At 37.1% G+C, this 16,337-nt stretch carries 2 protein-coding genes; both read left to right on the plus strand.

Annotated features, from left to right (window positions below):
* Nucleotides 1-209: 209 nt before the first annotated feature.
* Entirely contained in the window at nucleotides 210-14,978 is a 14,769-nt protein-coding gene (locus tag K350_RS0119325; protein WP_028981298.1) for an SDR family NAD(P)-dependent oxidoreductase, read from the plus strand.
* Nucleotides 14,975-16,285 (plus strand): GMC family oxidoreductase N-terminal domain-containing protein, encoded by a 1,311-nt coding sequence (locus K350_RS29575; RefSeq protein ID WP_051313366.1) that lies wholly within the window; start codon nucleotides 14,975-14,977, stop codon nucleotides 16,283-16,285. The genes K350_RS0119325 and K350_RS29575 overlap by 4 nt, the downstream gene beginning before the upstream one ends.
* Nucleotides 16,286-16,337: the final 52 nt, after the last annotated feature.

The following is a 16,337-nucleotide window of genomic DNA, read 5'->3' on the forward strand; positions in this document are numbered from 1 at the left end:
CCCCAAAAACAAAACAATAACCTTGTCTGCAGCTGCATTAGAAATAATTTTAAATTATTATTCTGCTACTTTTTTAGCGGAATGATCCTCGGGGCTGGAAGTATAAAAAACAATTTTTAAGGCTCTTGCTGCATATATGTTTAGCTTGATTATAACATAATTTAAGCTGAATACCTGCTATAAAATCACAATTAATTCTTGAGAGTAAAATGTTAGATAAAGAAATATTATTAGAATCTACGGAGTCTTATCTTAAGTCTCTTATATCTGAGGTTGCCAATATATCAATTGGAAATATTGTTGCATCAACCCCATTTCAGGAGTTAGGGATTGATTCATTTCGCATCTTACAAATCATCAAGAAATTGGAAGAAGAATTTGGTACTTTGCCAAAGACTTTGCTTTTTGAAAATTTCAACATAAGTGATTTAAGTCAATATTTTGTTAATAAACATGAGCAAACACTTTCTGAAAAATTTGCGAAGGGAAAGCAAGCGGTTTCTTTTGTTCATTCAACAAAGCCTTCATTAAAGCCAGCAGAGAGCATTTCAAAGCCTGTTGTTACATATCCAACAAATATATCTTCGAGAGTAAGTCCAATTCTCATATTGGAAAAAGATGCTTATGCTCATCCTGAATTGAAGACATTGGTTAAAGACCTATTTGATAGATATAAAAATGAGGGGTCTTCTTCCAGAGGAACAAGAAATATTGCTCCCAATATTTTTATTGGTAGTGCAAGACGTGGGTATTTTAATTATAGCAGAAGTAAAAATATAATTTTACTTTATACATATACAGGACCCAAAGAGTACTTCCCTGCCATTGCAGAGGAAATGTATCGATATTGTGTCAGTCATAATTTCGAACTTAACATCTTTTCTCCAGATCAATTAGAAGCTGTTGGAGGTGTCGCTTTTTCTTCTACTCCTTTTGGAGTCTTGTCAAGGGTAGTAAATATAAAAGAGTTTACTCTTCAGGGAAGCAAGATGCGGCGCTTACGATATCAAGTATCTAAATTTGAAGATGCAGGTAAGTGCAGAACAGAGGAATACCAGAGCGGTACTAATAAAGAGACAGATACTGCTATTGCTGCCATTATTGATCAATGGTGTGCTCCTAGAACAATGGTCAACCCTCTCATTCATATTGTAAAAGAGGAAATCGTTGCTGGTAATTTAAGCAGTGAGCACAGGCTTTTCACTACTTACCTTGATGATGTCCTGCAAAATGTTATCCTTATCTCTAAGTTGTCATCAGAGGAAAATGGCTATCTAATGGACTTAGAGTTTTATCCTCAAACTATGCCCTTGGGAGGACTAGAGTTTGCAATTGTTAAGATAATAGAAGTGCTGGCGGCGGAAGGTTGCGACATGTTAAGTTTGGGAGGTACATATGGTTGTAAATTAGAACCTTCTTCTAATGCAGACCCTTATTTGGACAAGACATTAGACTATTTGAGAGAGCAAAAGATTTTTAATGATGAAGGAAATCTTCAATTTAAAAATAAGTTTCGTCCGGAAAACAGAACAGTTTTTATTTGCCGTCCTAAAGAGAATAGTAATCCTGATAATGTAACTGATATTATCATGATGATTGCAGATCCTACAAAAATGCAAACCTCAGATGTGGAGAATCATACCTTTAACAAATCTAATCTTCACGTTGCTTTACCCGCAGAGAAGGAAGAGATGCAGAAGGTTTCAAGTACATCTGTAGTTACAGATATTGTCTCATGTGAAGCTGGTGAAAAAGGAGTGATGATTGAAGGTGAGGAGAGATCAATCATTCTATCAGATTATGGATATAATCCATTAAACATACCGGAGAATAAAGTTGAGTTTGATTTAAAAACAGATTCATGGGCTCAATTGGAAATGCCCGCAATACAGAATCAAAATCAGTATTTATATACGCAGCTCCAGCAATCAGTCGATTTAAATGAAAGTATAAAAGGTGTTTTCCCTTTTAAATATTTTGCATTTACCACATCTGGTCGCACCGCGGAACGCGCTTTCTTTAAATCATGGTCTAAAAAAGGTATTGTTCCGCAGAACTTACTTTTTCCAACTACAATCTTCAATCAAATCGATAATGGTTTTAAGCCTTTGGAATTGCCACATCCAGAAGTCTTTATTTTAGATTCAAAGGATTTATTCAAAGGAAATTTAAACTGGGACGCGTTTCAAAAGCATATAGAACATGATCCAAAGTCAATTGCGTTTGTTATAATTGAAACGAGTGACAATGCAGCAGGTGGAGCTCCTGTCTCTATGCAACACCTGTGGGATTTGAAATCATTGCTTTCTAAATATTCAATTCCTTTGGTTATGGATGCAACCAGAACCGTAGAGAATGCCAAATTTATAATTCAGCATGAAAAGGGATTTGCAGGAAAGAATATTTGGGATGTTGTTCGTGAGATTCATTCTACTGCGGATGCGCTTATCTCAAGCTTAACCAAAGACTTTTGTGTAAGTAAGGGAGGGCTGATCGCAACCAATGATCCTGTTCTTTATAATAATATTCAGAACCTTATTCAGGAAGAAGGAATAGGTTTGGATGTGATAGAAAAGAAATTTATTGCTCTTTCATTGAACAACCTAACTAAGATAGAGAACCGCATACTGGAGAGAATAGAGTCTGTGAATTTGATCTGGAATGCATTAAACAAACATGGTGTTCCCGTAATGCAGCCTGCAGGTGGGCATTGTGTATTAATTGATGTTAATCAGGTAGCAGAGTTCAGGGGTTTCAAATATCCTGTTGCTTCGTTTGTTGCCTGGATGTTTTTGAACACCGGAATTAGGGCAGGTGCGCATAATGCAGGAATGCAAAAGAATACTTCAATTAATAACCTAGTACGTCTTGCAATTCCTGTTGGTTTAAAGCGAAGACAAAGTGAGGAAATAATTAGTAGACTAATATCACTTTTTGAAAGGAAGGAAAATATTCCTGAAATTATATTAGAAGGGAGTAGCACGGAATCTATAGGTGATATCAATGCTAAGTTCAAATTACAAAGCTATCATAATGCTTCTGGTAAAATTGTTCCAAAAACCTCTGTTCCAATTTCTGATCATGAAGGCCAACTGTTTCTTAAAGATCATAGTTTGACTTCAGCACCGAAAGGAAAAGAGACAACATTTACCACAGGTAAACAGGTTCAATATTCTCAAGATATTGCTATTATTGGGATGTCAGGTCGTTATCCTAAATCAAAAAATCTTGATGAGCTGTGGACGAATCTGGTGCAGGGAAAAGATTGCATTGAAACCATTCCGGATGCTCGTTTTAATCAGCGTATGCATAGTGAATTCACTAAGAAATACAGAAGTGGATTTATTGATGATGTAGATAGGTTTGATTCTATGTTCTTTAATATTTCTCCTAGAGAAGCTGAAATAATGGATCCCCAGGAAAGACATTTTCTTGAGGTCGCATGGGAGGCAATTGAAGATGCTGGCTATTATCCTGAAACTTTGACCAAGGGAAATGAATCCAGAAACATTGGAGTCTTCGTTGGGGCAGTATGGAATATGTACCAGATGATTGGTGTTGAGGAAAAACTGGCAGGAAATAATGTAACCCCAAATTCATTCTTCTGGAGTATAGCCAACCGAGTTTCCTACTGGATGAATTTCACCGGTACAAGCTTAACATTAGATACTGCATGTTCTTCTAGTTTGACAGCAGTTTATCTGGCCTGCGAAGCAATTAATAATGGAAGTTGTTCAGCCGCTATTGTAGGAGGAGTAAATCTTGATTTGCATCAAAGCAAATGGGACATCGATTGGGCAGGAGGTGTAGGAGCATTGTCAAAAGACGGAGTTTGCCGTACTTTTGGAAATGGTGCTAATGGTTATGTTCCTGGCGAAGGAGTAGGAGCTCTGCTTCTCAAGCCATTAGATAAAGCTATCAAAGATGGTGATAATATACACGGAGTTATTAAAAGTGCAGCTGTAAATCATGGCGGTAAAACAAGTGGGTACCTTGTCCCAAATCCGCATGCGCAGACTAAGCTAATACAAGCAGCTCTGGAAAAAGGTAAGATAGACGCTCGTAGTATTGGTTACATTGAGGCTCATGGCACAGGAACCGAATTGGGAGACCCCGTTGAAATTTCAGGACTGACCAATGCTTTTAAAGATTACCATGTAGAGAATGAGAGTTGCTCAATTGGTTCAATAAAAACCAATATCGGTCACTTGGAGGCTGCAGCAGGTATCGTGGGTGTGCAAAAAGTACTGTTAATGATGAAACACTCTCAGCTTGTTCCGTCCTTACATTCTTCGCAATTAAATGAATTTATAGATTTTAAAAATTCTCCTTTTTATGTCGAACAAACTGTAGAAGCTTGGAAGACAAAAGAAGTGGATGGGGTATCTTTCCCTCTTAGAGCAGGGGTAAGCTCTTTTGGCGCAGGAGGGGCGAATGCACATGTCATTGTAGAAAAGTATGAACCTTTGGTTCAGGACAAAGATGAATCGACTTCTGAGCCAAGCATATTAATCTTTCCTCTTTCTGCCAGAAATGAGGATCAGCTGCGCGAAATGGCAGTTAGATTAAGAAATTATATTCAGCATAACCTCACTCAAGTCTCTCTTCAATTAAGATTGAATGATATTTCTTACACTTTACAAATAGGAAGGAAATCATTTGATTATCGTTTGGCTATTATTGCTGGAACTATAGAAGAATTAGTTGGGAAACTAAATTTGTTTGTTGAAGGAAAAAAAGGTGAAGGTATCGTTCTTGGTCAAAAACAAAATGCAGAAGGAATAACCAAGTTGTTAAATCGTAAAGAGAAGGATGAATTTATAAACTTGCTTTCTCAAAGCCAGGATCCTCAAAAACTCGCACAAATATGGGTTGATGGATTATTAAATGATTGGCAAGGTTTTCAAGGCTCAAAGACGGGAAGAAGAATATCTTTACCAACATACCCTTTTGCTGACAAGCGTCATTGGATTGGGAAGTCCAAAATTACTGCTTTACCTGTCCTATCGCAGAGTGTGAACTCTCAATTAGCTCTACCTCAAACACCTCAGACTATTATTGAAGAGGAATTCTCAAAACTTTACTATTCACACGATTGGGAAAGATCCTCTTTTGATAAAGAAAAGATATCGCATAACAAGTTAGATTCTATTTTGATTTTTGATTTTGATGAAACACTTCGTAATCTTTATCATGATCGTTTAAATAAAGCAGATTCTAGGCATGTCATATTGGTGCAACCCGGTGATTCCTATCAAGAGTTAGAAAACTTTACATATAGAATTAATCCACGAAATCCGCAGGATTACACTCAGCTTTTCAAATCTATAACTCAAAATAATCAGTCCGTTGGAAAAATTTGTTTTGCCTGGCCAATGGCTTCATTCTACTGTGAGGAAAGTTTAGATAAAACAAGCCAATACAAAGAAAACTATATAAATGAATCATTAGAGAAAGGTGTTTATTCCTTCCTTTATCTCTGTCAATCTCTTATTGAACAAAAGCCTAAAGAAAAGATCCAGCTTCTTTATGTTTATCTGGGAGCTAAAGATGTTCCTCAACCTCATAATGAGGCCATCAATGGATTTACGAGGTCGCTTCAGATAGAAAATCCAAAGCTGTATTGTAAAACACTTGAAATCCAACAAGAGAAGAACGATTTAAACAGTGTTTTAGATGCTGTTCTAGCTGAGCTTCATCCAGAGACTCAAGAGACGATGACAGTTCGCTATGTAGAAGATGATCGTTATGTGAGAAAACTTAAACAGCTCAATATTGAAGAAATTGAATCTTCACAAAGTACGGTATTAAAAGAAAATGGAGTTTATATCATCACAGGAGGTGCAGGTGGGCTAGGCTTTATTTTCGCAGAGTTTTTAGCTAAACGATTTAAAGCAAAACTAGTACTTACAGGACGATCCAAGCCATCTTCAGAAATCGAATCAAAGATTGATGAACTAAGAAAGTCAGGAGCAGAAGTTTTATATGTGTCAGCAGATATATCAAAGAGAGAAGATGTTAAGAGCCTTGTTGAAGCTGCCAAATCTCAATTTGGAGAGATTAATGGAATAATTCACGCTGCAGGTGTTTTGAGAGATTCCTTCATCAGGAATAAAAAGCATGAGGAGATGGAAGCTGTTTTTGCTCCAAAAATATTTGGAACATTATTTCTGGATGAAGAAACTAAAAATGAAAAGCTGGATTTCTTTGTCATGTTCTCTTCTCTTGCTGCTATTGGAGGGAACGCAGGACAGTGTGACTATTCTTTTGCCAATCATTTCATGGATACCTATGCTATCAGACGAAAATCGCTTGAGATAGCTGGAGAAAGAAGTGGAAGATCATTGAGCTACAATTGGTCCCTATGGGCTGATGGTGGAATGAAGATTGATGAGCAAACGGAGATTTTCTTTAAAAAGAATTTAGGGATAAAGCCATTGAGCAAAGAAGTCGGAATAGATGCATTTGTGAAAGGGCTTTCAATGAATAAGTCTCATGTTGCGGCTTTAGATGGGGTTCAAGAAAAAATAGAGCTTGCATGGGGGTTAAGAAAGAAAGAATCTTCAGTACAGCCTTTAGGTGGAGTATCTGAACAATCTTCATCCGTATCGGAAGGTCCGCGAATGAATGATGAGGAAATCTCTTCTCTCGTTTTGAAAGAATTGTCGCAAATGGTGATGGGATTTCTTAAGCTTGATGCGGAAGATATTGGTCTGGATCAAATTTTATCTGATTTAGGATTTGATTCGATTGGTATGACTGCATTTGCCAATACAATAAATGAAAAGTATCAACTTGAAATCACTCCGGTACTTTTCTTTGAATATCCATCGATCAATGAGATTACAAGGTACCTGTGCAGTGAATGCAGAAATGAAGTGTTGAGAGTTTATCAGGTCTCAAATACACCGATCGTTGCAGTTAACAGATCAATACAGCCAGCATTGGCATCAACGGATAGCCAGATGACTGAGACTTTATCCAAATCTGATTCAGGACGAAACCTTTCTAAGGTTGACCATTCTCTTGAGAGCCTTTCAAACAGCAATACATTTTCTCCAACACGTCGTTTTGTTGACATGCCTATCGCCATTGTGGGAATGAGCGGTGTCATGCCTCAATCTGATGATATGGAGGAATTCTGGCAGAATTTGTTAGAAGGTCAGGATATGGTTACTGTAATACCGAGAGATCGTTGGAATTGGGAAGAATATGATGGGGATCCTTTTAAAGAAAGTCATAAAACTTACTCCAAATGGGGAGGCTTTATGAAAGAGGTTGATAAGTTTGATCCTCTTTTCTTTGGAATTTCACCTAAGGAAGCTGAAATGATGGATCCTCAGCAAAGGATCTTTTTGGAGACTGTCTGGAAAACCATTGAACATTCTGGTCACAAGGTTTCAGAATTATCAGGTACAAGAACCGGCTTGTTTGTTGGTGCGTCCTATAGAGATTATTTAGATCTGTTTATTACTTCTGATATCGAACTTGATGGATATTCCGCAACTGGAAACACCTTATCTATTCTGGTTAATAGAATTTCCTTCCTACTCAATCTCCGTGGCCCGAGTATCTCATTGGATACGGCTTGTTCAAGCAGCTTAATTGCTATACATCGCGCAGTTGAAGCAATTCATACGGGGAGCTGTGATATGGCAATTGCAGGAGGTATCCAGACAATGTTAACTCCAGCTGCACATATGTCTTTGGCAAGCGCAGGAATGCTAAGTAGAGATGGAAAATGTAAGACCTTTGATAAGCGTGCTGATGGATATGTGAGGGGAGAAGGCTCCGGAGCTATTTTCCTTAAACCTTTAGCAATGGCTCAGGCTGACGGAGATCATATATATGCTGTTATTAAGTCAACTGTGGAAAATCATGGTGGACGTGTAACAACTCTTACTGCACCTAATCCCAATGCGCAAGCAGAATTACTGGTCGAGGCTTATGAGAAAGCGCATATTGATCCAATGACTGTTGGATACATTGAATGTCACGGCACAGGGACAAGCCTGGGTGATCCAATTGAAATTCAAGGTTTGAAGAAAGCATTTTCAGAATTATATAGAAAATATCAAAAAGGCCCTGTCGAAAAGCCGCACTGTGGTTTAGGAACAGTGAAAAGTAATATCGGCCACTTGGAAATTGCGGCTGGAATTGCAGGGGTACTAAAGGTAGTATTAGCAATACAGCATAAACAAATTCCTGCCTCACTCCACCTTGAGGAAATCAACCCTTACATTAATCTTAAAGATAGTCCTTTTTATATAGTAAATAAAGCCATGCCTTGGGAGGCTATAAAGTGCGAAGGCGGCGTTCTCCTTCCTCGCAGGGCTGGTGTTAGTTCTTTTGGATTCGGAGGCGTGAATGGACATATTGTATTAGAAGAATATATACCATCCAATCATCAATCATCGAATCAGAATGACACGTTGCAATTGATTGTTCTTTCTGCAAAAAATGATGATAGGCTTAAAGCATATGTTAAGACAATGCTAGAGTATGTCGAGAAGCAGGAAGTAAATCTTGCAGACTTTGCTTATACCTTGCAGGTGGGAAGAGATGCAATGTCCGAAAGGTTGGCGTTGGTTGTTTCAAATTTTGAAAGTTTAAAAGATAAATTCAGGAATTTTCTTCAAGGTACAAAGGGTGTAGATGGTATATTCCATGATAGCACCAATGGAAAGAAGGTTGGAACAGGTGGAATTATTAATGAAAATTCTATTCAAACCGCAGTAGAGAAACAGGATCTTATTAAGTTGGCTGAGCTTTGGGTTTCTGGAGCTGAAATTGACTGGAACTTGTTAGATAGAAAAGGAAATAGCAAGAGAGTTGGTTTGCCAACTTATCCTTTTGCAAGAGAACAATATTGGCTATCGATCCCTCAAGGTAAAATTTCTGAGGAAGATCACGGTCATCATGATTCAGCTAAAACAGCAATCCTGCATTCCTTAGTACATAGTAATGTCTCCACTTTAAGAGAGCAGAAATTCTCCACGAAATTCACTGGTAAAGAATTTTATTTTGAAGACTACATTGCAAATGCTCAAAAAATCTTGCCATGGGTTGCTTGTTTAGAAATGGCGAAAGTTGCAGGTGAGCTATCAGGTGAAACACCAGTTAAGTTTATCAGGAATATAGTTTGGGAAAATTCACTTACTATTAGTAAGGACGATAAGGATGGAAGAGAAGTGACAGTATCGCTGATTCCTAAACATAATGATGTTGAGTTTGTATTGGCTAATATTGGCAATGAAGAGCCGATTATTCATTGCAAAGGTAAACTCTCTTATTCAGGTAATATATCTGATTCACAAGTTTTGGATATTGCTGAAATTCAAGAGCGTTGTCCAGAAGAGATTCTGAAAGGAAAGGAGCTTTATTCTTTTTTAAGCAGCTCTGGCCTGAAGTTAGGGAAAAGTTTTCAAATGGTTGAAAGAGTATATGCAAACCAATCTGAGTCACTTGCCATTATTGAGTTGGGTGAGAAGCAGCTATCTCAAGCTAATCTAAATTCAATTGTACTTGATGGAGCTCTTCAGTCTGCTATTGCAGGTTTCATAAAGAAAAGTCAAAAGCAAATACCAATTGGTGTTCCATTGTCAGCCAGCGAAGTGCAGTTTTTACATCCTTTAATTGATGTGGCTTATGGATATGCTACCTGGTCAGTTGATAGTTCTGAGAACGTTCAAAGTATTCCCAAAATGAACCTTTATCTTTTAAATAAAGATGGAAAAGTTTTGGTAAGAATAAAGAATTTATCAACTAAGCCTTTAGAAGTGAGAAGTGGGACTCTTGTAGAGAAAATGTTCTTGCATAACGTGTGGAAAGAGTTATCAATTCCATTTATAAATGCAGAACGATCTTTGGGACATATTCTGGTATTTGACCAATCTGATGAGATTCGTGATGCAATGGAGCAGCGATTTAAGAACCTTATTCCAAATGGTTCTCATATCAATCAGGTTAAAATAGGTTCTTCATATAAAGAATTGGACAATAAAGCTTATGAGATAAATCCTGAGGATCCAAATGATTATCAGAGATTGTTTTATTCTCTGGCAAAGAAGGATGTATTACCAGAAAATATTGTTTACCTGTGGGCTGAAAAAGACTTTGTTTCTGAAAAGGGAAGTTTAAAAAACAGCTTGAAGAAAGGGGTATTTTCTCTTCTGTTCCTAAGTCAAGCTTTAATGCAAGTACTAAAAGAACAGAGCAGGCAACAAAAAACAAAACTACTGTATTTTTATCCATGTAGTCAGACTGATCTGCAACCGCATCATGAGGCTATTAGCGGGTTTGCAAAATGTCTGCATGTTGAGAACCCTAATTATATATATAAAACCATTGAAATAGGAAAACAAAATTTATCCAAAGAACTACACTCAGTAGATGTTTTAGATTTTATTTTACCTGAATTGAAAGACGAATCAAGTATCGAAATTCGCTATCAGGAAGGGAAACGACTTGTGAAGAAAGTTGAAGAGTTTGTTCTTGATCCTTCAAAGGAAAAGAGTTTGAAAGATAGAGGTGTTTATATTATTACAGGAGGATTAGGAGCGCTTGGATTAATTTTCGCGAAATATATCGCTGAGCAAACAAAAGCTCGCTTAGTACTGACAGGCCGTTCTGCTCTTCGATCAGAACAGAAAGAGAAGATAATGGAACTGGAATCTCTGGGCTCTGAAGTTGTATACTTTGCAACAGACATTGCTGAATATGCATCTGTTGAGCGATTGGTAAAGGATGTCAAATCTCACTACGGAGAAATTAATGGAATCATTCATTGCGCTGGTGTTTTAAGAGATTCTTTAATTCTCAACAAAACTTCGGAAGATATGGAGGCGGTATATGCCTCTAAAGTTTATGGTACTTGTCATCTGGATGAAGCTACAAAAGATGAAAGCCTTGACTTCTTTGCACTATTTTCTTCTATCACAGCAGTAGGTGGTAATGCTGGTCAAAGTGATTATGGTTATGCAAATAGCTTCATGGATAATTTTGTTAATTATCGAAATCAGTTGGTTAAGACTCAAAAGCGATTGGGCAAAACGATTACCTTCAACTGGCCTTTATGGAAAGATGGAGCAATGCAGATTGATGAGCAGAAAGAGGCTTTCCTCGAAAAGGCTAAGGGAATTAAGGTAATGGGAATTGAAACGGGGCTGGATACATTTGAAAGAGCATTGGCAAATGATTGTAGCCAGGTTCTTGTACTTGAGGGAAACTTGCAAAAAATAAGAAAATCTGTAGGCGTTCAAGGTGAAGATGTAAATGAAGATAAAGGAAAGGTTAAGTCAGAAACCACTAAGGAAGTTATTATAGAAGATGTAGTGGTGAAGGATAAAGAGTTGCTTACTATTGTCAAAAGGGATCTGTTACAATTAGTGATAAAGATCTCTGGAATAAAGAAGGAACAATTTTCATATGATGTTGATATGAGTCAATATGGTTTTGACTCAATCAGTTTGATGAAATTTTTCCGTGAAATTAGCCAGCAATATTCAATAGACTTAAGTCCCGCTGTCTTCTATGAATACCCTACTTTTAATGCTTTAAGTCAATTCCTGAGTGAAACTTATAAGCATCAGCTAAGTGAGTATTACGTTGAAGATTTGAAAAAGGCGGTATCTCATATAAAAGCAGATCCAAATTCAACTATATCTCCAACGATTAAAAAAGAAATATCAAAATCTCAAAATAGATTTGCAAGAAGATCAGGCTTTTCAAAAATGTATGATTCTGATTCATCCATTGCTATAGTGGGTATGAGTGGTGTGATGCCTCAGTCTGCTGACTTAACCGAATTTTGGGATAATATAGTTGCTGAAAGAGATTTGATTACTGAAATACCTTCTGATCGTTGGGATTGGAAAGCATTTCAAGTCAATTCTCCAAATGGAAAAAATGAAACCAGTTCAAAATGGGGTGGCTTTATGAAAGAGGTTGATAAGTTTGATCCTGCCTTTTTCGGTATTTCCACAACCGAGGCTAAGTATATGGATCCCCAGCAAAGGATCTTTTTAGAAACAGTCTGGAAAACAATTGAAGATGCGGGTCATCGTCCTTCTGAATTAGCCGGAACTAAAACTGGAGTTTTTGTGGGGGTGGGGTCAATGGATTATGCAGATGTAGTAAAAGAAAGTGAATTGGAAGTTATTGGCTATACAGCTACGGGGGTCGCACACAGTATTCTGCCAAACAGAATTTCTTATTTGCTGGATTTGCATGGGCCTAGTGAACCAGTAGATACCGCATGTTCCAGCTCCTTAGTTGCGATTCAACGTGCAGTGGATGCAATTGCAAATGGAAGTTGTGAAATGGCAATTGTGGGTGGAGTTAATGCGTTGATAAATCCTTCCTTATATGTTTCATTAGGCAGCACAGGTGTACTTTCTAATTCAGGCAGATGTAAGACCTTTGATAAAATGGCAGATGGTTATGTACGAGGAGAAGGTTCTGGAGCCATATTCCTGAAAAAATTGGATGATGCAATCCGAGATGGCAATCATGTCTATGGGATTATTAAAAGTATTGGAGTGAATCATGGTGGCCATGCAGCTTCTCTTACTGCACCAAACCCAAATGCTCAGGCAGACCTGATTGCTAGTGTTTATGATAAAGCTCAGATTGATCCTAAAACCATCAGCTATGTAGAAGTACATGGAACAGGAACACTGTTAGGTGATTCTGTTGAAGTAAATGGTTTAAAGAAAGCGTTTACTGAATTGTATAAACGCAGCAATGAAGCCCTGCCTCAGGAAGCTTATTGCGGGATAGGTACTATAAAGACAAATATTGGCCACCTTGAGACTGCAGCAGGAATTGCAGGAGTCTTTAAAGTGCTTTTAGGTATGAAGTATAAGAAGATACCTGGAAATATTCATTTTAATGAAATGAATCCTCACATTAAATTAGAGGGAAGTCCATTTTATATCGTTCCAAAAACTCAGGATTGGAAACACTTGAAGGATGAGTATGGAAATGATATTCCATTAAGAGCAGGTATCAGTTCATTCGGCTTTGGTGGTGTTAATGCACATATTGTCCTTGAAGAATATGTTCCTTCTGAAGGATTTGTTAAACATGAAAGTGTTATCGACCCTAATAGAAAATTCATAATTCCACTTTCAGCAAAGAATAAAAAGCAGCTAAAGCAAATTGCAAGTGATCTCTTAGATTTTATAGAGCGAAAGAAAGAAACAATAAATCTTAAAGATTTTGCATATACTCTACAAATAGGTAGGGAACCAATGGAAGAACGTTTAGGATTTGTTGTAGGTTCTGTAGATCAATTAGCTGAAAAACTTCAGGATTATATTGCAGATAAGCAACACATTGAGGAGACTTATCAGGGACATGCTAAAGATAATAAATTTGTTTTAGCTTTATTTGATGAAGAGATGCCTGTACTGATTGATCATTGGCTTGCTAATAATAAGGTAGCTAAGCTTCTTGACATTTGGGTCAAGGGCCAGATCTTGGATTGGGAGAAGCTCTATGAGGATGAAAAACCTAAACGTATAAGCCTTCCTACATATCCATTTGCAAGAGAAAGGTACTGGATAAACGGAGCTAAAACTTCTCGTTCCAAAACCTTTGATCTAACTAATACTAATTCTAACACCACTTCGAATCAGATAGATAAAGAGATTTTTGAATCAGTTGATAGTAATGAATTTGTGGTGCCCCTGTCCAGTGAAGGGACTGGAAACAACAAACCACAAGGAGTAACGGAAATAGTAGAATTATTTTTAAAGCAGGAAATCGGACAACAGCTTAAAGTGCCAGCTGAAAAAATTGCTACCGACCAAACCTTTATTGAATTAGGTTTGGGTTCTCTTGCTTTAATTTCTTTGATTGAGAAAACCAGTCACCTTCTACAGGAAAGTTTATCTCCAAGTGTATTTTTTGAATATAGTGATATTCCAAAGTTCTCTAAATTTTTAATAGGAGCTTATCCGGAAAAGATCATTAACATAGTTGTAGCAGGAGGCATAGAGCCAACATATACCGAAGAAAAAGAAACGGATACAATATCAACTTCATTCAATGGGGAAGAAAATAATTTTTCAGATGTAGATTCAAATACAGCAGTTCTAAATGAAATAAAGATTACCAAGGAAAAGAAGATAGCTATCCCGGAAATCCTTGTTCCTATACAGACTAAGGGAAATAATAAGCCAATCTTTGCTTCGCCCGGATCGGATGGAAATGTACTATCACTCTTACAACTGAGTAAAGCCCTCGGAGATAAACAACCCTTTTATGGTTTTCAAGCCGTGGGCCTTGATGGTAAAAAATCTCCTTCAAAAAGTATCGAGGAAATTGCCAGTCTAAATATTTCCGTCTTGCAAAGTGTACAACCCAAAGGCCCATATACTTTACTTGGTTATTCTAATGGTGGTGTTGTTGCATATGAAATGACAAAAATATTATTAGAGAAAGGTGAAAAAATTGAGTCTTTGATATTACTTGATACACCTTGTCCATTGCAGTTGTCTAGTGAATTAATTGATCCTTTTGAATGCCTTGTTAATGTATGTGCAAACCTGACAAGCTCTTTAGGAAGAACTTTAGATATTAATGTTGAAGAATTGCGTCAAGTTTCGGAAAGCACAAGAGGAGAATATGTCTATCATCTTTTAAAACGTAATGGAGTTGACTTGGTTAAAGAGCAATTCCTTACAACTTTTGATAATACTTTTATCATGTTTATGGCGAGTGAAAATTGTTGCCGAGCTTATAAACCCTCTAAATTATCTCAAGATATTGATGTATTGTTATTCAGGGCTACCGAAGGTTACATGGATAAAGGAATGCCAGATGATTATGGCTGGAATGTGTTGCTGCAAAAGCCGATTAACATATGCGAAGTAAAATCAAACCATTTTACTATAATAGATAAAGGAGCCGTTGAGGAAATTTCTAAAGAGATTAACAAAAGAAAAAATAAAAATAAGGAGAAGCTGTCATGAATAATGCAACTAAACAAAACTCATTTGATGTAATCATTATTGGGTCAGGGACCTGCGGTGCTACACTTGCAAAAGAATTAACCAAACAGGGAAAAAAGGTTTTAATTCTGGAACAAGGAGGAAACCAGGTCTTGAAAGAAACTTTTTCTGGTATTGCTCCGATTGCTAATGAAGTTCCTGTGGCAAGTAATATGAAAGCGCTAAGAGCCATCACTACCGGAGGATCTACAGCACTTTATTTTGCTGTAAGCAAGATGCCTCCTTTAGATACGTTTATGTCATTAGGAATTGATCTTTATGATGAGTTGGAAGAAGTTAAAAGGGAATTACCTCTTATAGACTTTCCTGATGAGTTATTAACTCCTCAATCAATAAGATTAAGACAAAGTATGGGAGAGTTGGGATATAATTGTAAGAAGAATCTTATAATGCTTGATAGGTCAAAATGTACTTCTGGATACTCCTATGATGCAAAATGGAAAGCTAAAGTATTTGTGGAAGAAGCAGTAAGAGCTGGAGCAACATTAACAAATCAAGCTAAGGTTACCAAAATACTTGTGGAGAATAAAGAAGCAATTGGTGTTGAGTATAAGATTAAATCCAACGTATTCAAGGCATATGGTGCAAAAATTGTGCTAGCTGCAGGTTCAATAGCTTCCCCCAAAATTTTAAGAGATAGTGGTATTCAGGATGTTGTTAATCGAGGCTTTTATTGTAAGCCAGGCTTTTTAATGTTCGGAATTGTGCCTGGATTAAAAGGAAGAGAAAGCTTTGTAGGAAGTATGGGTGCTGAGTTTGAGGATGGTGCAGAGTTGGGAGATACAAATATGTCTAGTACCTTATTCAAGATGTTGATGTTGCAAAATTTCAAATTGTTGAATCTCAATGGTCATGCTAAAACGATCTGCATGGGTGTGATGTTACATGATAGTATGAGTGGTGAACTTAAAGAAAATGGGACCTTTAATAAGAGATTGACAGATGATGAAATTAAGAAGTTTAAAAAGGGTGAAGAGGCTGCAAAGAGAATATTAAAGAATGCTGGAGCAAAAAGCATTTTTAAAGGAGGGATCAGTGCAAGTGCTCCTGGTGGGGTTATAAGAATCAATGAACATGTGGACTCTACGCTTCAAACAAAATTTAGAAACCTATATGTTTGCGATGCTTCCTTGCTTTCAGAGGATATGAAAGTAACTCCTACACTTACTCTTGTTTGTTTATCAAAGTATCTAGCTAAGCATTTATTCTCCTCAATTAAAGGTGAAAAGTCACCAAGAGAAATAGTTGAAAAAGAATTCAATCAATAAGCGGTAGCTTACAAATGTTAGAGCATTCAGTGCTTTTGATAGTTAATCATTA

The sequence above is a fragment of the Sporocytophaga myxococcoides DSM 11118 genome, assembly GCF_000426725.1.
GTDB classification, from domain to species: Bacteria; Bacteroidota; Bacteroidia; order Cytophagales; family Cytophagaceae; genus Sporocytophaga; species Sporocytophaga myxococcoides.